We start from the raw sequence: 18,837 nt of genomic DNA, 5'->3' as shown, positions 1-18,837 counted from the left end.
TGCCGCCCTTACGATAAGTTCCCGATTGATGATGACGGTTGACACGGCAAACCTTGCGCAAACTGCGCAGCAGTTTTCGCGGCAACGCAGCATCGAAAGCCGCCACGCCCCGGGCGTGGCAGGCGTATGATCGAGTTGATCGAAGTTCGCTTTTTGCTAACCATGCCGGCGATACACCGGCGCTTTGGAGAATCACATGGATGATGTAGTAATCGTGGCCGCAGGCCGTACTGGTGTGGGCAAATTCGGCGGCGCCCTCGCCAAGACTCCGGCGTCCGAACTGGGCGCACACGTCATCAAGGGTTTGCTGGCCAAGACCGGCATCGATCCCAACCTGGTCAGCGAAGCGATCCTGGGCCAGGTACTCACCGCCGGCGTCGGCCAGAACCCGGCGCGCCAGGCTGTCATCAAGTCCGGCCTGCCAAACTCCATCCCCGGTTTTACCATCAACCACGTGTGCGGCAGCGGTTTGAAAGCCACTCACCTGGCCGCCCAGGCAATTAAATGCGGCGATGCACAAATCGTCATCGCCGGCGGCCAGGAAAACATGAGCGCTTCCCCGCACGCGATGCCGGGTTCGCGCGACGGCTTCCGCATGGGCGAGATCAAGATGGTCGATACCATGATCGTCGACGGCCTGTGGGACGCATTCAACCAGTACCACATGGGTGTGACCGCCGAAAACGTCGCCAAGAAATACGAGATTTCGCGCGCTGAGCAGGACGAGTTCGCGCTGCAATCGCAGCTGAAAGCCGAAACTGCTCAAAAAGAAGGCAAGTTCAAGGATGAAATCCTGCCACTGGAAATCGTCCAGAAAAAAGGCAGCATCGTCTTCGACACCGACGAATACATCAAGCCGGGCTCCACCCTGGAAGGCCTGGCCGGCCTGCGCCCTGCGTTCAACAAGGAAGGCACTGTTACCGCCGGTAATGCATCGGGCCTGAACGATGGCGCCGCTGCCGTGATCATGATGTCCGCCACGCAAGCGAAGGAACTGGGCTTGCCGGTGCTGGCCAGGATCAAGGCCTACGCCTCGTCCGGCCTGGACCCTGCCTTCATGGGCATGGGCCCGGTCAGCGCCACCCGCCTGTGCCTGAAAAAGGCCGGCTGGACCCCTGACGACCTCGACCTGCTGGAAATCAACGAAGCGTTTGCCGCCCAGGCCGTGGCCGTCAACAAGGAAATGGGCTGGGATACCAGCAAGATCAACGTCAATGGTGGCGCGATCGCCATCGGCCACCCGATCGGCGCCTCGGGCGCGCGCATCCTGGTCACCCTGATCCACGAGATGATCCGTCGCGATGCCAAAAAAGGCCTGGCGTCGCTGTGCATCGGCGGCGGCATGGGCGTGGCGCTGGCGATCGAGCGCGCATAACCACAACAAAATGATAGACCCGGACCGTCCGCCGTGCGCGGCGGTCTGTTATTCACGTTACTTGAGAGGGGACACAACATGGCACGAGTTGCATTGGTTACCGGCGGTATGGGCGGGTTGGGCGAAGCGGTGTGCTTCAAGTTGTCGGCACTTGGCTATTGCGTGGTCACCACGTATTCGCCGGGTAATACCAAGGTCGAGCAATGGCTGGCGACGACCCGCGACCAGGGCTTCAACTTCCGCGCCTATCCATGCGATGTGGCCGACTACGATTCGGCCCAGGCGTGCATCGCCGCCATCGAAAAGGACATCGGTCCGATCGACGTGCTGGTCAATAATGCCGGCATCACCCGCGACATGACCTTCAAGAAGATGGACAAGCCGAACTGGGATGCCGTCATGGGCACCAACCTGGACTCCGTGTTCAATATGACCAAGCCGGTGTGCGATGGCATGGTGGAACGCGGCTGGGGCCGCATCATCAATATCTCGTCGGTCAACGGCCAGAAGGGCGCTTTCGGCCAGACCAACTACTCGGCCGCCAAGGCCGGCATGCACGGCTTCACCAAGGCGCTGGCGCTGGAAGTGGCGCGCAAGGGCGTGACCGTCAACACCATCTCGCCAGGTTATATCGGCACCAAGATGGTCATGGAAATCCCGACCGAAGTACTGGAAACCAAGATCGTGCCGCAAATTCCGATGGGCCGCCTGGGCAAGCCGGAAGAAGTGGCCGGCCTGGTCGCCTACCTGTCGTCCGATGAAGCTGCTTTCGTTACCGGCGCCAATATCGCCATCAACGGCGGCCAGCACATGTCCTGATCGCCCGCCGGCATGACGACAAGACAAGCCGGGATCGTTCGCGATCCCGGCTTTTTTTACGATGTACAATCGGCTATCGTCACCTGAAGGATCGCCATGTTCGACCCCCATTCCCCGCTGTTCCCGCCCATCGAACCCAGCCGCCACGGCATGTTGGCAGTGGACGACATTCACACCATTTACTGGGAAGAGGTCGGCAACCCGGATGGCATTCCGGTGATCTTCCTGCACGGCGGCCCCGGCGCCGGCCTGTCGCCGCAGCACCGGCGCTTTTTCGACCCCGAGCGCTACCGCGTGATCCTGTTCGACCAGCGCGGCGCCGGCAAATCGGTGCCGGTCGGCGAATGTCGCCACAACACCACCCAGTTGCTGATCGAGGACATCGAGCGGCTGCGCCGCCAGTTCGACATAGAGCAGTGGCTGGTGTTCGGCGGCTCGTGGGGATCGACGTTGGCGCTGGCCTACGGCCAGGCGCATCCCGAGCGCTGCCTGGGGTTTGTGCTGCGCGGGATTTTCCTGTGCACCCAGCCGGAAATCGACTTTTTCCTGCACGGCGTGCAATGGTTTTACCCGGAGCTGTACGAAGAATTCGTCGCGCCTATCCCCGAAACCGAGCGTGGCGACCTGCTGGGCGCGTACGTGCGCCGCATCATGAGCGACGATCCGGCCATCCACTGGCCGGCCGTGCGCGCCTGGAGCCGTTTCGAAGGCCGCCGCGTATTCCTGCTGCCGCAGCCCGAGGACGAGCCGTGCGATGCGCTCGACCTCGGTGTCGGCCGGCTGGAGTCGCATTACATGGCCAACCTGGGCTTTTTCAGCGACGACCAGCTGGTACGCAACATCGGCCGCATCGCCCACTTGCCGGCCGTGATCGTGCAGGGCCGCTACGACGTGATCTGCCCGCCGCTGTCGGCGTGGCGCCTGCAGCAGGCGTGGCCGGGCTCGGTGATGCGGATGATCCCGGACGCCGGCCATGGCGCCATGGAACACGGCATCTCGCGCGCCCTGGTGGCAGCTACCGAGCAGTTCTGGCGCCTGCGCGCCTTCGACTAGGGCGCGCTTGATCGGTTGCGCTTAATTTGGCCGGGCAGCGTGCCGGGCTGCTACACTAGCAACTCCCAGCAAGGACCGCCCGAAGAGGCCCAGTATCATTTTCAGCGTACCGTCATTTATGAATATTCAGCTCGGCGATATCGGCCACCTTATCCAGCTGGCCATTGCGCCGGTGTTTCTGTTGTCGGGCGTGTGCACCAACCTGATCGTGCTCACCAACCGCCTCGCGCGCATCATCGACCGCTCGCGTGTGCTCGAGGACCGGCTCGATATCGCTTACAGCGAGATGTATATCAACGAGCTCGACGTGATGTACCGGCGCTCGCACCTGATCAACTATTCGATCGCCCTGTCCACCGCGTGCGGGCTGATGGTCTGCCTGGTGATCGCCATGCTGTTCTTCAGCGATATCAGCGACATCGCCCTGGAAAAATACATTGCCGGCATGTTCGTGTTTTCGGTGTTCTGCCTGATCGGCAGTTTCTGCTACCTGCTGCGCGAAATCTTTATCGCTTCGGCCGCGATGCGCGCGCTCCGTCACGTGCGCCGTCCGCCAACCAAACAACCTGATTAGAATCGAGTTTCATATGCATGACTACCAACGTCCTCCGACCCTGTACCGCTATGGCGTGCGCGAAGACCTGGAACTGGCGCTGACCCAAGGCCAGTTCATCCTGCGCGCGGCGCCGCCGTGCCTGGCCCTGAGCTTTTCGCAAGTGTGGGACCGCAAGCTGTTCGACCTGTTTTCCGCCGATAGCTGCCTGGTGATCCATAACAGCGAAGAATTCGGCGAGCGCCTGCACCGGGCGGTGCAGCGCACCCTGCCCAACTGGGCCGGCATCGATGGCGTGGTGGAATACGGCGTGCGCGCCGCGCTGGGCGCCGCCTTTACCAAGACGGCAGCCGAGGCGCAGGAGCAGGAGTGGTTGTTTGCCTGGCGCGCCATGCAGCACGCCAGCCTCAACCCGGTGATGATCAAGATCGGCAGCCTGGAAAACTTCGCCGAACTGCGCGACCGCGATACCCAGCTGTCTTGACTATTTGGCGGGCGCTGGTGCAGGTGCTGGTGCAGGGGTAGCCTGCGGCGGGATCAGGATCGAATTGACGCTGGGCTGGCGCTCTTCGCGGCGGTCCAGCCGGGTGAGCACGGCGCGCATCATGTGCTCGACGTCCGACCGTATCATCTTCGAGCCGAACAGGCTGGGCACATAGAAATTCGGCATCATGCGGCCCTTGTACACCACCTTGGTGCCGCCGGTCTCGGGCATGGGGATCAGTTCCCAGCGCGCTTCGTAGTGCTTCATGTCGCCCGACACCAGGGCGATATCGATGGCCGACATCGGCTGCTCGGTGGCGCGCACGATCAGGTGGATCGGCCGCGTTATGAACAGCAGCCGGGCCACGCCGAATTGCTCGATCAGCACTTCATTGCCATTGCGCGATAGCACCTTGCACGACTCGAGGTCGGGCACGAATTCGGTCATGCGTTCGTAGTTGGTGAGGATGCGCCACACGCGCGGCAACGGCGCGGCCACGACACCGCTGGCGTCGAGTTCGTACATATGCTGCCCTTCCACCTCCACCCGGTTGACCGACACCTCCAACCGGGACGTGTCCGGCTTCGGTGTTTGCGCCATCGACAGCGGGGCGGTGACACCCAACAACAGTAACAGAAGGAATCGCATCATTTTTCCAGCCTACGGCAAAGGGTGGCAGAATACAAGGACAACACTCTCCCGTTACCAAACCGTAACCTTCGTTAACCCTCAGGTAATCCGCACCTAACCCGCACCCAACCATTCAGGGCAGGCACACAGCATGTCATCGCCACACCATCCGCATTTGCTCGCGCCGCTCGACCTCGGCTTTACGACCCTGCGCAATCGCGTGATCATGGGCTCGATGCATACCGGGCTCGAAGACCGTTTCTACAACTACAGCAAACTTGCCGCATTCTATCGCGAACGTGCGCGCGGCGGAGTCGGATTGATCGTTACCGGCGGCATCTCTCCCAACCGCGCAGGGTGGCTGCTGCCCTTTGGAGGGACCCTGAACTGGCGCGCAGATATCTTCAACCACCGCAAGGTGACCGGCGCCGTGCACGCGGAGGGCGGCAAGATCCTGTTACAGATCCTGCACGCGGGCCGCTATGGCTACCAGCCGCTGGTGGTGTCGGCGTCGGCCAAAAAATCGCCGATCTCGCCGTTCAAGCCGCGCGCGCTCACCGAAGCCGGGATTGCCGCCACCATCGGCGACTACGCGCGCTGCGCCCGGCTGGCAAAAGCGGCAGGCTACGACGGCGTGGAAATCATGGGCAGCGAAGGCTACCTGCTTAACCAGTTCCTGTGCGCACGCGCCAACCTGCGCACCGACCGCTGGGGTGGCGCCATCGAGCACCGCATGCGCCTGCCGGTCGAGATCGTGCGCCGCGTGCGCGCCACCGTGGGCCCTGACTTCATCGTCATGTACCGCCATTCGCTGCTCGACCTGGTGGAAGGGGGCAATACCTGGGACGAGGTGGTGACAGTTGCCCAGGCATTGCAGGGCGCGGGCGTGAATATCCTCAACACCGGCTACGGCTGGCACGAGGCGCGCGTGCCCACCATCGTCACGTCGGTGCCGCGCGCCGCATTTGTCGGCCTGGCCGGTCGGCTGCGCCAGGCCGTGTCGATCCCGGTGGTGGCCTCGAACCGCATCAACATGCCGGCCACAGCGGAAAGCATCCTCGCGCGGGGCGACGCCGACCTGGTCTCGCTGGCACGGCCGTTCCTGGCCGACGCCGAGTTCGTCAACAAGGCGGCGCAGGGCAGGGCAGACGAAATCAACACCTGCATCGGCTGCAACCAGGCTTGCCTCGACCATACTTTTGCCAACCAGCGCGCCAGCTGCCTGGTCAACCCGCGCGCCTGCCACGAGACCGAGCTGGTGTACGCGCCTGCCGCGCGTCCGCGCCGCGTTGCGGTGGTCGGCGCCGGGCCGGCGGGCCTGTCGGCGGCAACGGTGGCGGCGCAGCGCGGCCATCAGGTGACGCTGTTCGAGTCCGGCGACGCCATCGGCGGCCAGTTCCGCATCGCCATGCAAATCCCCGGCAAGGAGGAGTTTGCGGAGACCATCCGCTACTTCGGGCGCCAGCTGGCGCTGCTGGGCGTGGTCGTAAAGCTCGGCGTGCGCGCCACCCGTGAGCAACTGCTGGCCGACGGTTACGACGAGGTGGTCATCGCCACCGGCGTCAAAGTGCGGCTGCCGGCCATCGAGGGCATCGCCCATGCCAAGGTGCTGACGTACCTGGACGTGCTGCGCGACAAGGCCCAGGTGGGCAAGCGGGTGGCGATCATCGGCGCCGGTGGCATCGGTTTCGACGTGGGCGAATTTTTGCTGCACGATCCTGCGCATCCACTGCCGCAGCCGGTTGCCGCCTGGGCCGGCGAATGGGGCGTGGACCTGCACGGCGGCGCCCGTGGCGGCCTGGTGGCGCCAAGCGACCCGGCGCCGCTGCGCCAGTTGTACCTGCTGCAGCGCAAGTTGTCGAAACCAGGTGCGGGCCTCGGTAAAACCTCGGGCTGGGTGCACCGCGCGGTGCTGGCCCGTAACGGCGTGGTGATGCTGGCAGGCGTGCAATACGATCGCATCGACGACCACGGCCTGCACATCACGGTCGGTGGCGAACAGCGCCTGCTGGCGGTCGATCACGTGGTCATTTGCGCCGGGCAGGAGAGCCTGGCGGAGTTGATGCCGGCAGCAGCGGACCCACGCTTCCACAAGATCGGCGGCGCGGCGCTGGCCTCGGAGCTCGATGCCAAGCGGGCGATACGCGAAGGGGCAGAACTGGCGGCGCGGCTTTAGTATGGCTGACAAAACCATCGAGTTGCTCTACTGGCAACGCCCGGGTACACTGAGCTGTGCCGTTCAGATCACTTCTTTTATGTTTGGAGCATCGACTTGGAAAATCTGGTGATATTGCGAATTGTCGACAATGACGGCGTAGACTTGAATGGTGTCAAACTACGATCAGCCAGCGAGGTGACGCAAGCTCTTGAAAAAATCGCCGCCGAAAAAGCGGACATGATCATTTCTGTCGAGGCCACCGATTCCAAATGGTACGAGTCTATCGGCATGGCGATTTACGGTAGCCAACGCGGCGGGTTTTTAGATCGGCGATTTCGCGTACTCATCGATGGCCAGCCGCTGGAATTCTGACCTACCATGAAACGGCCTTCGTGCCCCTTTAAAGAACCACCGTTTCACTTCGAGAATTCATTACTAATGAAGTTTATGAAAAGAATACTAATTGGGATATCGATGCTTCTGACTAATGTCGTCGCAAGCGCGGAGCCGTATGCAAGCACTGAGTGGTGGAGTTATCTCGCTGCATACGAGGCGGGACCGGGTTCCATTCGACTTGACATGAAGCTGCGGAAAATTGCGCCCGTTGAAGGATTTCCGCACCTCGTAGTCACGGGCGTGACGTACACATCTACTCAAAAAAATGGTTTGCCGGAGGCTGGCGATTTAGATCGGCTCAACGAAATATCGAGCGCCGTCGTTGCCGCCATCGCAGCGAAAACTCCGAGCATCTATGCGGGCACTTTTACACATGACTTTGAACAACTGAACTACGTTTATGTGCGCAACGTTGAGGGAATCGCGGAGGTTGTCAAAAATGTCTATAGTCAGCGATGCCCAGGATGTAAGACGTACACGAATTTAAAAAATGATGCTTCTTGGTCTGCGTACCGAGAATTTTTGTTTCCTAACGAGGCGACACTCAAGCATTATGGGTTGCAACTTAATTGAATAATACACCGAACTATTGCTTTAATGTAAATTAGCGCTCTGGGGCGATAGCGGAGGTATGCGGGGCTTGCCGGCCCGCTGATCTGTTGGCGATATGTCGAACGTTTTGTCAGGCGTTCTTAATGTCCGCCGCCACCTTGCTTGCGCTCGAAATTCTTGATCACGAAGTCGGTCATGCCGTTGGCCAGCTCTTCCTCGCCCATGAAAATCTTGGCCGGCAGCTCGCTGCGCAGCAACTCTGCTTCCTCGTCGCTGTGGGTGCGTACCACCGACTTGATATTCGGATTGAGCAGGCGCGCCGTTTCCACCATGGCGCGCACGTGGAAGGTGTCGGGCGTGGCGATCACCAGCATGCTGGCGCGCGCCACGTGGGCCTGGATCAGCACGGCAGGCTCGCCGGCATTGCCGGCCACCGCGTGGATGCCCTGGCGGCGCAGCTGGTCGACGACTTCGCGGTTTTGCTCGGCCACCACGAACGGGATGCTGTGCTTGAGCAGCACCTCGGCGATGCGGCGGCCCACGCGGCCGTACCCCACCAGCACTACCTGGCCGTCGAGGTGTTCATGCGGCACCGACATCGGCAGCTCGGCCAGCGGATCGGCCGCGCGTTCGAAGTTGGACATCACCGAGCCGTCACGGGTGAGCCAGCGCTCGAGCGGCTTGGTCGCGCTGAATACCACCGGGTTCAGGGCGATCGAGATGATAGCGCCTGCCAGGATCAGGCTTTGGCCCTCGGCCGGCATCAGGCCCAGGGACATGCCCAGCGCGGCCAGGATGAACGAGAATTCGCCGATCTGCGCCAGGCTGGCCGACACCATCAGCGCGGTCTTGGCCGGGTAGCGCAGCAGCACCACCAGCAGGAACGCGGCCACCGACTTGCCGAACACGATGATGGCGACCACCGCCAGCAGCTTGAAAGGCTGCTCGGTGACGATGGCCGGCTCGAACAACATGCCCACCGAGACGAAGAACAGCACGGCAAAGGCGTCGCGCAGCGGCAGCGACTCTTGCGCGGCGCGGTGCGCCAGTTCCGATTCGCGCAGCACCATGCCGGCGAAGAATGCCCCGAGCGCGAACGATACGCCGAAGAAGTGGGTGGAACCGTAGGCGATACCGACCGCAGCGGCGATCACGCACAGGGTAAACAGCTCGCGCGAACCGGTACGCGCCCCCTGCCACAGGATCCAGGGAAACAGCTTGCGGCCGACGACCAGCATCAGCGCGATAAAGGCGCCGACCTTGCCCAGGGTGATGGTGAGCGTGCTCAGCAGGTCGACTTCGCCGGCAGGCACTGCCACGCCGTGGGCGTCCATGGTGGTGCCGCCGAGCGAACCGGCCACGGCCGGCAGCAGCACCAGCACCATCACGGTGACCAGGTCTTCCACCACCAGCCAGCCGACCGCGATGCGGCCATTGAAAGTATCGAGGATGCCGCGCTCCTCAAGCGCGCGCAGCAGCACCACGGTGCTGGCCACCGACAGCGCCAGGCCGAAGACCAGGCCGCCGCCAATGCTCCAGCCCCACCAGTGGGACAGCGCCATGCCCATGCCGGTCGCTACCGCGATTTGCAGCACCGCACCGGGCAGCGCCACCTTGCGCACGGCCCACAGGTCGTCGAGCGAGAAGTGCAGGCCCACGCCGAACATCATCAGCATGACGCCAATTTCGGCCAATTGGCCGGCCAGCGCGGCATCGGCCACGAAACCCGGTGTTGCCGGTCCCAACATGATGCCTGCAGCCAGATACCCCACCAGCGCCGGTAATCGCAGGCGCGTTGCTATATAGCCAAGAACTAACCCGAATCCGAGTGCAGCGGCAATGGTGGTAATCAGACTGATGTTGTGGGGCATGCGTGGGGGACTCCTCTGGAAGATTGTTACAAAACAACCAAAGAGTAGCACATCAGCTGACAATTGCTGCCAAAAAATGCAATCAAGCCGTCAATTTGTGGGAACTTCCGGCATCCCCGAGAGTGGCGAATGCCGTAACCACCAAATGATTAAACTTTTCGTAGGACGACACAACCGATCGAGTAACCAGCGCCGAAGGAGCACAACACGCCCAACTGGCCCGGCGTCATGTCATCTGAGTATTTGTGGAAGGCAATCACCGAGCCGGCCGACGAGGTGTTGGCATAGCTGTCGAGGATGACCGGCGCCTCGCCCGGTTCGGCGTCGCGGCCCAGCACCATGCGGCTGATCAAGAGGTTCATGTTCAAGTTGGCCTGGTGCAACCAGTAACGACTCACCTGCGGTACTTCGAGCCCGGCGTGAGCAATCGTGTCCTTGATCATCTCGGCCGCCATCGGGCACACGTCCTTGAAGACCTTGCGGCCTTGCTGGCGGAACAGTTTGTCCGGCTGGCCCACGCCCGCTTCGTCGAAGCGGTTGAGAAAGCCGAAGTTGTTGCGGATATTGTTGGAGAAGCTGGTTTTGAGCTTGGTATCGAGAATTTCCCAGCGGTGCGCGCCCTTGGCGGTCTCGGCCAGTTCCACCACCACGGCGGTGCAGGCGTCGCCAAAAATGAAATGGCTGTCGCGGTCGCGCCAGTTCAGGTGGCCGCTGGTGATTTCGGGATTGAGGACCAGTACTGCGCGGGCCTGGCCGCTTTGCACGGCCGCCACTGCCTGCTGGATGCCGAAAGTGGCCGACGAACAGGCCACGTTCATGTCGAAGCCGTAGCCGTCGATGCCGAGCGCGGCCTGCACTTCCACCGCCATGGCAGGGTAGCCGCGCTGCAGGTTCGAGCAGGCGACCAGCACCATGTCGATATCGACCGCAGTGCGGCCGGCGCGGTCGAGCGCCTGGTGCGCCGCTGCCACGCAAATCTCGGCCTGTAGCGACAGCTCGTCGTCGCCGCGCTCGGGGATGTGCGAGACCATGCGCTGCGGATCGAGGATGCCGGCTTTTTCCATCACGAAGCGCGACTTGATGCCCGACGCCTTTTCGATGAACGCCACGCTCGACGGCTCGAGCGCGGTGACGGTGCCCGTTTCGATGGCGGCGGCGTTGTCAGCGTTGAACTGCGCCACGTAGGCGTTAAAACTCTCGACCAGTTCTTCGTTGGAAATCGATTGCGCTGGCGTGTAAAGACCGGTACCGCTGATGACGGCTTGTTTCATGATTAAGCTTTCAATTAGGGCAATGGCGAGTGCCAATAGTGGAGCAAATTCTACACAATGGCTACACGTTACGGCCAAATAAAAGCGGCGCCCGAAGCGCCGCTCTGAAACCCCGGGCTGATGAGGTTATTTGTTCAGGCTGGCCTGCACCACGGTGGTCTCGGGCTTGGCGAACTGCACCGGCTTGCCCTTGAGGCGGTTGAGCGCCTGCGCCAGCTGGAAATCGTCGCTGCTGCCGTATTCGAGCGGCTTGCGCTGCTTTTCCAGGGCGATCACGCGCAACTGCTCTTCCAGTTCGTCGCGCTTGGTCTGCGCGCCTTCCTGTTCGCGGTCGTTGGACAGGTGCTTGGCCAGGTCGGCCTCGCGCGTGCGCAGCGCGTTCACGCCGTCGCCATCGGCGTACTCGTCCACCAGCAGGTCGGGCGTGATGCCCTTGGCCTGGATCGAGCGGCCCTTGGGTGTGTAGTAGCGCGCGGTGGTCAGCTTGACGGCGGTGTCGGCGGTCAGCTGGCGGATGGTTTGCACCGAGCCTTTACCAAAAGTTTGCGTGCCCATGATCTCGGCGCGCTTGTAGTCCTGCAAGGCGCCGGCGACGATTTCGGAAGCCGACGCCGAACCGGTATTGACCAGCACCACCATCGGCACCTGCTTGAGCGCTTCGGGCAGCTGGGCCAACGCATCGGTGTCGGCGTGGAACTGGTAGTACTCGGGGCGGCCGTAATACACGGTTTTCTGTTCTGCCAGCTGGCCGTTGGTCGAGACGATCGCCTCATTTTTTGGCAGGAAGGCGGCAGCGACGCCGATCGCGCCTTGCAGCACGCCGCCCGGATCGTTGCGCAAGTCCAGCACCAGGCCCTTGATGTTCGGGTCCTGCTTGTACAGCTCGGCTATTTTTGCAGCCATGTCGTCCACGGTCGGCTCCTGGAACTGCGAGATGCGCAGCCAGGCGTAGCCCGGTTCGATCAGCTTGCCTTTTACGCTCTTCTGGATGATTTCCTCGCGCGTAATATTGAATACCAGCGGCTCCTGTTCACCCTTGCGCAGCACCGTCAGCGCCACTTTCGAGTGCGGCTCGCCGCGCATCAGCTTGACCGAGTCGTCGAGCGGCATGCCCTTCAACGGCGTGTTGTCGAGCCGGCTGATCAGGTCGCCCGGCTTGATGCCGGCGCGCCAGGCTGGCGAATCCTCGATCGGTGCGACGATCTTGATGTAGCCGTCCTCGCTGGGGCCGATCTCGATGCCCAGGCCCACGAACTTGCCTTGCGAGCCTTCGCGCAATTCGGCATAGGCCTTCTTGTCCAGGTAGGCCGAGTGCGGATCGAGCGAAGCCACCATGCCGGAGATGGCTTCGGTCAGCAGCTTCTTGTCTTCCACCGGTTCGACGTAGTCTGACTTGATGAGGCCGAAGACATCGGCCAACTGGCGCAATTCCGCCAGCGGCAGCGCCGGCACGGACGGCTTTTGCGCCATCGCCGAAAACTGCAGCGACAGCGCCACGCCGGCCACCACGCCCAAGCCGATCAACCCGGAATTCTTTAGTTTCTTGCCCATGTTTCACCCGAAAGAGAGAGCAGCGTGCGCCTGCATTGAATCGAGTATAAACCTGATTCCCAGCAAACGTAGTAGCCCAGCCGAAATCATTTATAACTTTACGGCGATTTACAACGCGGTGCGTTGACATTTAAAGTAGCCCAATTCCCAACTGGTCAAACGTTAATTGTGCCAGTTTGTATGCAGTGTATCCCCCACGTTGACGGCGGTAAGCATTTGTAAGAATTTCGTGCACAGTCAATTTCGCGGCCTACACTGAACTCGTATTTCTCTCTACCCTGAAGTGGTTTTTGCCTGCGCCCCCAAAGCGCAGGCTTTTTTTTGCCCGGAGATCCCCATGCGTTTGCCCCTGCCGTTTTCCCTGCGCCGCGTAGCCGCCGCGCTGGCGCTTGGCGCCCTGCTGTCGCCTGCGTTTGCCGTACCCGTGATGGACATGCGCGCCGAAGATTTTTTGCCGCTGGCCGCCGACCTCAAGCAGCAACTCAAGCTCAACACCAACCAGCAGACACTGTGGCAGCAAACCGAAAGTCGCACCCGCGCCCTGCTGCGTGAGCGCAAGTCGCGCCGTGAACGCCTGCAAGCGGCGGCGCAGACCGCTGCGCAAACGCCCGGCGTGGAACTGCGCGACGTCGCCCGCGCGGTGGAAGCGGAAAGCGCCACGTCCGCTGCCGAAGAAAAGCAACTGCGCGAATGGTGGCTGATGGTCAACGACGCGCTGGACGAAACCCAGCGCGGCGTCGTCGCCCAGCAAGTAAACGAACACCTGCTGCGGGTGCCCGACAACGGCGGCCCCGGTCCCGGCCGCAGCGAACGCCGCGAGGAGGGTGGTGAGCATCGCGGCGGCGGCCGCAAGGGTGGGGGCCAGGGCGGCATGGGTATCGGCGTCGGTGCCGGCGGCGCCAGCATGAGCTTGCCCGGCGGCGGCTGACCCACCCCCTTTGAACCGCTCGCTGTGTATCGTAAAGTAACTGAGCGGTAACATACGTCCTGTGGCGTTAGAATATTCGCGCAGCAACCCGGCGCTGCCCATGCAGCAGCCGGGTTCGCTTTCGGATGTGACGACCTAAAGGACATGTAGTGAAAAAATATATGCTGAGCACCCTGGCACTGAGCCTGGTCACCGCCTTTGCCGGCGCTGCCGACACCCCGGCGCCTGCCGCCGCATCTTCCGGCATCGAGCTGAAAAACATGGACACCAGCGTGCGTCCGCAAGACGATTTTTACGCTTACCAGAATGGCAGCTGGGTCAAGAACACCGAGATCCCGGGTGACCGCGCACGCTGGGGCTCGTTCATCCAGCTGCAGGAAAACACCTTGCCGCAGCTGCGCGCGATCATCGAGGCGGCCGAGAACGACAAGACCCGCAAGGCCGGCAGCAATGCGCAAAAGCTCGGCGACCTGTACGCCGGCTACATGGACGAGCAAAAACTGGACACGCTCGGCATCAAGCCGCTGGCCGGTGAACTGAACCGCATCCGCGGCGTCAAGGATAAAAAGGCGTTCCCGATGCTGATCGCCCACCTGGACCAGATCGGCGTGACCGTGCCGTACAGCGTGTATGTACGCCAGGATGCGCGCGAATCGACCAGGTATGCGGTCGGTATTTCGCAAAGCGGCCTGGGCTTGCCGGACCGCGATTACTACCTGAAAAAAGACGACGCCAAGCTGGCCGCCATCCTGGTCAAGTACGAAGCGCACGTGGCAAAAATCCTGCAACTGGCCGGCGCGCAAAATCCGCAGGCCAGCGCCAAGGCCATCGTTGCGCTGGAAACCGCGCTGGCCGAAGCGCAGTGGACCAAGGTGCAAAACCGCGATCCGGTCAAGCGCTACAACAAGGTACCGTTTGCCAAGCTGGCCGAACTGGCGCCAGGCTACGACTGGAACCACGCGCTGGCGTCGTCGGGCGTGGGCAGCAAGACCGATTACGCCATCGTCAACCAGCCGAGCTTCCTGACCGGCTACGCCGCCGTGCTGGAAAAGACCGACCTGGCCACCTGGAAAGCATATTTTGAATGGCAGCTGCTGCGCAGCGCGTCGCCTTATCTGTCCAAACCGTTTGCCGATGCCGACTTCGATTTCTACAGCACCGCGCTGACCGGCGTCACCGTCAAGCAGGACCGCTGGAAACGCGGCGTGGGCCTGGTGGAACGCGCGCTCGGTGAGGCGCTGGGCCAGGCCTACGTGGCGCAGCATTTCCCGCCCGAGCGCAAGGCCCGCATGGACGCCATGGTGCAAAACCTGATGGCTGCCTATAAAACCAGCATCGACGGCCTGGACTGGATGGGCCCGGAAACCAAGCGCGAAGCGCAGGATAAACTCTCGAAGTTCCGTCCCAAGATCGGCTACCCGAGCAAGTGGCGCGACTACTCGTCGCTGGTGATCGTCAAGGGCGACCTGGTGGGCAATGTATTGCGCGCCTCGAGCTTTGCCCACCAGCGCATGGTCAATAAACTCGGCAAACCGATCGACCGCGAAGAATGGAGCATGACGCCGCAAACCATCAACGCCTATTACAGCTCGACGATGAACGAGATCGTGTTCCCGGCGGCGATCCTGCAGCCGCCGTTCTTCGACGTGAACGCCGACGATGCCGTCAACTACGGCGCCATCGGCGCCGTGATTGGCCACGAAATCAGCCACGGTTTTGACGACGGCGGCAGCCAGGCCGACGGCGACGGCAACCTGCGCGACTGGTGGACTGCCGCCGACCGCGCCAACTTCAAGGCCAAGGCCGATGCGCTGGTCAAACAGTACAACGGCTATAGCCCGTTGCCCGGCTACCACGTCAACGGCGCGCTGACCCTGGGCGAAAACATCGCCGATAACAGCGGCGCGGCGATTGCCTTCAAAGCCTATAAATTGTCGCTCGGCGGCAAACCGGCGCCGGTGATCGACGGCTTTACCGGCGAGCAGCGCTTCTACCAGGGCTGGGCGCAAATCTGGCGCGCCAAGGCGCGCGAGGCGCAGCAAATCCTGATGATCAAGACCGACTCGCACTCGCCCGGCGAATTCCGCGCCAACGGCACCGTGGTCAACCAGCCGGGCTTCTACGAAGCGTTCGGCGTCAAGCCGGGCGACAAGATGTACGTGGCGCCGCAAGAGCGCGTGATCATCTGGTAAACGTGGTAAACCATTTCCGGCAGCCCAGCGGCCTGTCGCAAAGCGCTTGCCGGGCATGGTGTTTTTGTATATAACTGCATGGCTGGCCAAGTGCAGACTTGGCCTTTTTGTATTCTTCATTCCAAAGGACTTTCTGTGAAACGTCATCTCGTAAGTGCACTGATGCTGAGCCTGATCGCAGGCCTGGCAGGCGCTGCGGACAACACCACCAGTGTGACTCCAGCCAGCACCCAGCAAGCCAAAGCACCGACCTCCGGCATCGCCGTCGAATACATCGATCCGGCCGTGCGCGTCCAGGACGACCTGTTTACTCACATGAACGGCAAGTGGCTGGCCACGACTGAAATCCCGGCCGACAAGGCCAGCTGGGGCAGCTTTGCCAAGCTGCGCGACGACATCCAGCCACAGCTGCGCACCATTATCGAAAACGCCGCCAACAGCAAGGACAAGGCGGCCGGCACCGATACCCAGCGTATCGGCGACTTCTACGCCAGCTTCATGGACGAAGCCAGGCTCGAGCAACTGGGCGTGGCCCCGCTCAAGGGCGAGTTCGCCCGCATCGCTGCGCTGAAAGACAAGAAGCAGCTGCCTGCGCTGATCGCCCACTTCAACAAGATCGGCGTGAGCGCCCCTTACGGCTTTGCCATCCACCAGGACAACAAGGATTCGACCAAGTACGTGGCCGACCTGTACCAGGACGGCCTGGGCTTGCCGGACCGCGACTACTACCTGAAAGCGGACGACAAGAAACTGGCCGACACCCTCGCCAAGTACGAGCAGCACATGGCCAAGATGCTGACCCTGGCCGGCGACAACAACGGACCGGCGAGCGCACGCGCGGTGGTGGACTTCGAAAAGCAACTGGCCAAGCTGCAATGGACCAAGGTCGAATTGCGCGACCCGATCAAGGCCTATAACAAGGTCGACGTCGCCAAGCTGAACACCATGGCGCCAGGCTACGACTGGAAAACCTACCTGGCCGATGCCGGTATCGGTGGCAAGGTCAACTACGTGATCGTCAGCCAGCCCAGCTACTTCAAGGGCATGACCGCGCTGCTGAACAAGACCCCGGTCGAGACCTTGCAAGCCTACTTCCGGTTCCATACCGTGCACGCATTCGCACCGTACCTGAACAAGTCGATCGTCGATGAAAACTTCGCCTTCTATGGCACCGTACTGAGCGGCGTGACCGAGCAGCAGCCGCGCTGGAAACGCGGCGTGTCCGTGTCGGAAGGTGCACTGGGCGAAGCCGTGGGCAAGCTGTACGTCGCCGAGCAATTCCCGGCCGACCGCAAGGCGCGCATGGAAAAGCTGGTGAACAACCTGCTGGCGTCGTACAAGACCAGCATCGACACCCTCGACTGGATGAGCCCGGTCACCAAGAAGCAGGCGCAAGCCAAGCTGGCCAAGTTCACCACCAAGATCGGCTACCCGAACAAGTGGCGCGACTACTCGGCGCTGACCGTGTCGAAAGACGACCTGGTGGGCAACGTGATGCGTTCGCACGAGTTCGAGTACAACAAGGAAATCAACAAGCTCGGTAAACCGATCGACCGCGACGAGTGGGGCATGACGCCGCAAACCGTGAACGCCTACTACAATCCGGAAATGAACGAGATCGTGTTCCCGGCCGCCATCCTGCAAGCGCCGTTCTTTGACGCTGCCGCCGACGACGCGGTCAATTACGGCGCCATCGGCGGCGTGATCGGCCACGAAATCAGCCACGGCTTCGACGACCAGGGCGCCCAGTACGACGGCGACGGCAACTTGCGCGACTGGTGGACCAAGGCCGACCACAAGAACTTCGCTGCCAAGACCAAGATGCTGGTCGAGCAGTACAACCAGTTCAGCCCGCTGCCTGGCTACCACGTCAATGGCGAACTGACCCTGGGCGAGAACATCGCCGACAACAGCGGCATCGCGATCGCCTACAAGGCCTATAAATTGTCGTTGAACGGCAAGCAAGCCCCGGTGATCGACGGCCTGACCGGCGACCAGCGCTTCTACATGGGCTTTGCCCAGGTATGGCGCATGAAGATGCGTGAAGCGGCGCAGATCCAGCAGATCAAGACCGATCCGCACTCGCCAGGCCAGTTCCGCGCCAACGGCCCGATGCGCAACCAGCCGGGCTTCTACGACGCCTTCGGCGTCAAGCCGGGCGACAAGATGTACCTGGCGCCGAAAGACCGCGTGATCATGTGGTAAGCAGGTAGTGTGATGTCACGGGCGGCGTTGGCGACAACGCCGCTTTTTTTATGCCCGAAACGGTAAATCCGTCATTCCCGCGCAGGCCGGAATCCAATTGCTGTCCAACGTACTGTAAACTACCGCATCGTTCTCACACCGGAAGCCGAACCCATGCGTATGCGTGCCTTACTCCCCCTGACCGCCATGCTCGCCCTGAGCGCCTGCGGCGACTCCTACAAGCCGGTCGACGTCTACATGGCCGCCACGCCCGAGTGCAAGGCCTGGCAGGAAGGCTCGCGCTTCGACCTGCCGCGCGGCATCAGCGTCTCGACCACACCACCGGTCACGCTGGAGGGCGGCGGCGCCGAGTTCACGTTTGTTTATTTCGTACCGCGCGGCCAGCGCGCCCGTTTCCTCTCGCGCGAGTACCACGTCACCGCGCCGCGTGGCCCGGTGATCGCCAAGGCCGAGCTGGTCACGTTCTACCAGCGCGCCATCAACTCGCGCGCCGAGATCGTCGACGTCATCCCCAAGGTCCCCGACATGCTGGTCGCCGGCGCCACCGCCGACGAGACCATCTGGCGCGTGCGCCTGCGCGTCAAAGACAAGCTGCCCGAACGCTTCGACGTGGTGCCACCAGCGTTTGAAATCGCGCTGACCGAATACCCGATGCGCACGTTTACGTACCGCTACTTCCCCGAGCGCAAGGCCTACGGCCTCTGCCGCTAACTTCGACTTCGGGGTCAGTGCCGACATTCGGACACGGACTGAGCCTCGTAGCTGTTGGGCTTGTGTCTGAATGTCGGCACTGACCCTA

Annotated in this window: 16 protein-coding genes; 12 read left to right on the top strand and 4 right to left on the bottom strand. The window is 62.1% G+C overall.

Going from position 1 to position 18,837, the window contains the following annotated elements; translation table 11 throughout:
• Positions 1 to 196 precede the first annotated feature (196 nt).
• The 5 genes from DUPY_RS23210 (at position 197) to DUPY_RS23190 (ending at position 4,284) form a co-directional block, all read left to right on the top strand.
• Positions 197 to 1,375, top strand: coding sequence for an acetyl-CoA C-acetyltransferase (locus DUPY_RS23210; protein WP_070251530.1), 1,179 nt, complete (start codon positions 197 to 199; stop codon positions 1,373 to 1,375).
• Between the two features lie 78 nt (positions 1,376 to 1,453).
• Positions 1,454 to 2,194: an acetoacetyl-CoA reductase gene (gene phbB, locus DUPY_RS23205; RefSeq protein ID WP_070251529.1), complete on the top strand. Its 741-nt coding sequence runs from the start codon at positions 1,454 to 1,456 to the stop codon at positions 2,192 to 2,194.
• A 96-nt stretch (positions 2,195 to 2,290) separates the two neighbouring features.
• Positions 2,291 to 3,247, top strand: coding sequence for a prolyl aminopeptidase (gene pip, locus DUPY_RS23200; protein WP_070251528.1), 957 nt, complete (start codon positions 2,291 to 2,293; stop codon positions 3,245 to 3,247).
• Positions 3,248 to 3,365: 118 nt separating this feature from the next.
• Positions 3,366 to 3,821 carry a DUF2721 domain-containing protein gene (locus DUPY_RS23195; RefSeq protein WP_070251527.1) on the top strand — a complete coding sequence of 152 codons (456 nt, stop codon included), beginning with the start codon at positions 3,366 to 3,368 and terminating at the stop codon, positions 3,819 to 3,821.
• Positions 3,822 to 3,834: 13 nt separating this feature from the next.
• A complete protein-coding gene (locus tag DUPY_RS23190; protein ID WP_070251526.1) occupies positions 3,835 to 4,284 on the top strand; it encodes a hypothetical protein in 450 nt (149 codons plus the stop codon).
• On the opposite strand, the gene DUPY_RS23185 is transcribed toward DUPY_RS23190, so the two are convergent.
• The gene (locus DUPY_RS23185) at positions 4,285 to 4,935 is read right to left on the bottom strand and encodes an SRPBCC family protein (protein WP_307188207.1); all 651 of its coding nucleotides are present in this window, start codon (positions 4,933 to 4,935) and stop codon (positions 4,285 to 4,287) included.
• Between the two features lie 130 nt (positions 4,936 to 5,065).
• On the opposite strand from DUPY_RS23185, the gene DUPY_RS23180 reads away from it, so the two are divergent.
• The 3 genes from DUPY_RS23180 (at position 5,066) to DUPY_RS27350 (ending at position 8,041) form a co-directional block, all read left to right on the top strand.
• Positions 5,066 to 7,090 (top strand): NADPH-dependent 2,4-dienoyl-CoA reductase, encoded by a 2,025-nt coding sequence (locus DUPY_RS23180; protein ID WP_070251524.1) that lies wholly within the window; start codon positions 5,066 to 5,068, stop codon positions 7,088 to 7,090.
• A 96-nt stretch (positions 7,091 to 7,186) separates the two neighbouring features.
• Entirely contained in the window at positions 7,187 to 7,444 is a 258-nt protein-coding gene (locus tag DUPY_RS23175) for a hypothetical protein (RefSeq protein ID WP_141749650.1), read from the top strand.
• A gap of 6 nt (positions 7,445 to 7,450) precedes the next feature.
• The gene (locus tag DUPY_RS27350; protein WP_084640866.1) at positions 7,451 to 8,041 is read left to right on the top strand and encodes a DUF695 domain-containing protein; all 591 of its coding nucleotides are present in this window, start codon (positions 7,451 to 7,453) and stop codon (positions 8,039 to 8,041) included.
• Positions 8,042 to 8,160: 119 nt separating this feature from the next.
• Here the strand turns inward: DUPY_RS27350 and DUPY_RS23170 are convergent, their stop codons facing one another.
• The 3 genes from DUPY_RS23170 to DUPY_RS23160 all read right to left on the bottom strand — a co-directional run bounded on the left by DUPY_RS23170 (position 8,161) and on the right by DUPY_RS23160 (position 12,713).
• Complete coding sequence (locus DUPY_RS23170; protein ID WP_070251522.1) at positions 8,161 to 9,891, bottom strand: cation:proton antiporter domain-containing protein; 1,731 nt, start codon at positions 9,889 to 9,891, stop codon at positions 8,161 to 8,163.
• A gap of 149 nt (positions 9,892 to 10,040) precedes the next feature.
• Complete coding sequence (locus DUPY_RS23165) at positions 10,041 to 11,162, bottom strand: beta-ketoacyl-ACP synthase III (RefSeq protein ID WP_070251521.1); 1,122 nt, start codon at positions 11,160 to 11,162, stop codon at positions 10,041 to 10,043.
• Positions 11,163 to 11,288: 126 nt separating this feature from the next.
• Entirely contained in the window at positions 11,289 to 12,713 is a 1,425-nt protein-coding gene (locus DUPY_RS23160) for a S41 family peptidase (RefSeq protein WP_070251520.1), read from the bottom strand.
• A gap of 337 nt (positions 12,714 to 13,050) precedes the next feature.
• On the opposite strand from DUPY_RS23160, the gene DUPY_RS23155 reads away from it, so the two are divergent.
• The 4 genes from DUPY_RS23155 (at position 13,051) to DUPY_RS23140 (ending at position 18,749) form a co-directional block, all read left to right on the top strand.
• A complete protein-coding gene (locus DUPY_RS23155) occupies positions 13,051 to 13,641 on the top strand; it encodes a hypothetical protein (RefSeq protein ID WP_070251519.1) in 591 nt (196 codons plus the stop codon).
• A 161-nt stretch (positions 13,642 to 13,802) separates the two neighbouring features.
• On the top strand, positions 13,803 to 15,833 hold the full coding sequence (locus DUPY_RS23150) for a M13 family metallopeptidase (protein ID WP_070251517.1): 2,031 nt from the start codon (positions 13,803 to 13,805) through the stop codon (positions 15,831 to 15,833).
• 162 nt (positions 15,834 to 15,995) lie between these two features.
• Positions 15,996 to 18,038, top strand: coding sequence for a M13 family metallopeptidase (locus DUPY_RS23145; RefSeq protein ID WP_229255478.1), 2,043 nt, complete (start codon positions 15,996 to 15,998; stop codon positions 18,036 to 18,038).
• Positions 18,039 to 18,197: 159 nt separating this feature from the next.
• On the top strand, positions 18,198 to 18,749 hold the full coding sequence (locus DUPY_RS23140) for a hypothetical protein (RefSeq protein WP_229255475.1): 552 nt from the start codon (positions 18,198 to 18,200) through the stop codon (positions 18,747 to 18,749).
• Positions 18,750 to 18,837 lie beyond the last annotated feature (88 nt).

The sequence above is a fragment of the Duganella phyllosphaerae genome (assembly GCF_001758785.1).
In the GTDB taxonomy this organism is placed as follows: domain Bacteria; phylum Pseudomonadota; class Gammaproteobacteria; order Burkholderiales; family Burkholderiaceae_D; genus Rugamonas; species Rugamonas phyllosphaerae.
The sequence above is the reverse complement of the archived record's forward strand: the minus strand, read 5'-3'. Positions and strand labels throughout refer to the sequence as shown.

What these genes read in the sequence shown, in the direction of transcription:
- DUPY_RS23155 (WP_070251519.1), top strand. Translation starts at nt 13,051, where the DNA reads ATGCGTTTGCCCCTGCCGTTTTCCCTGCGCCGCGTAGCCGCCGCGCTG.
- DUPY_RS23150 (WP_070251517.1), top strand. Translation starts at nt 13,803, where the DNA reads ATGCTGAGCACCCTGGCACTGAGCCTGGTCACCGCCTTTGCCGGCGCT.
- DUPY_RS23190 (WP_070251526.1), top strand. Translation starts at nt 3,835, where the DNA reads ATGCATGACTACCAACGTCCTCCGACCCTGTACCGCTATGGCGTGCGC.
- DUPY_RS23145 (WP_229255478.1), top strand. Translation starts at nt 15,996, where the DNA reads ATGCTGAGCCTGATCGCAGGCCTGGCAGGCGCTGCGGACAACACCACC.
- DUPY_RS23170 (WP_070251522.1), bottom strand. Translation starts at nt 9,891, where the DNA reads ATGCCCCACAACATCAGTCTGATTACCACCATTGCCGCTGCACTCGGA.
- DUPY_RS23185 (WP_307188207.1), bottom strand. Translation starts at nt 4,935, where the DNA reads ATGATGCGATTCCTTCTGTTACTGTTGTTGGGTGTCACCGCCCCGCTG.
- DUPY_RS23210 (WP_070251530.1), top strand. Translation starts at nt 197, where the DNA reads ATGGATGATGTAGTAATCGTGGCCGCAGGCCGTACTGGTGTGGGCAAA.
- pip (WP_070251528.1), top strand. Translation starts at nt 2,291, where the DNA reads ATGTTCGACCCCCATTCCCCGCTGTTCCCGCCCATCGAACCCAGCCGC.
- DUPY_RS23140 (WP_229255475.1), top strand. Translation starts at nt 18,198, where the DNA reads ATGCGTGCCTTACTCCCCCTGACCGCCATGCTCGCCCTGAGCGCCTGC.
- DUPY_RS23180 (WP_070251524.1), top strand. Translation starts at nt 5,066, where the DNA reads ATGTCATCGCCACACCATCCGCATTTGCTCGCGCCGCTCGACCTCGGC.
- phbB (WP_070251529.1), top strand. Translation starts at nt 1,454, where the DNA reads ATGGCACGAGTTGCATTGGTTACCGGCGGTATGGGCGGGTTGGGCGAA.
- DUPY_RS27350 (WP_084640866.1), top strand. Translation starts at nt 7,451, where the DNA reads ATGAAACGGCCTTCGTGCCCCTTTAAAGAACCACCGTTTCACTTCGAG.
- DUPY_RS23165 (WP_070251521.1), bottom strand. Translation starts at nt 11,162, where the DNA reads ATGAAACAAGCCGTCATCAGCGGTACCGGTCTTTACACGCCAGCGCAA.
- DUPY_RS23160 (WP_070251520.1), bottom strand. Translation starts at nt 12,713, where the DNA reads ATGGGCAAGAAACTAAAGAATTCCGGGTTGATCGGCTTGGGCGTGGTG.
- DUPY_RS23195 (WP_070251527.1), top strand. Translation starts at nt 3,366, where the DNA reads ATGAATATTCAGCTCGGCGATATCGGCCACCTTATCCAGCTGGCCATT.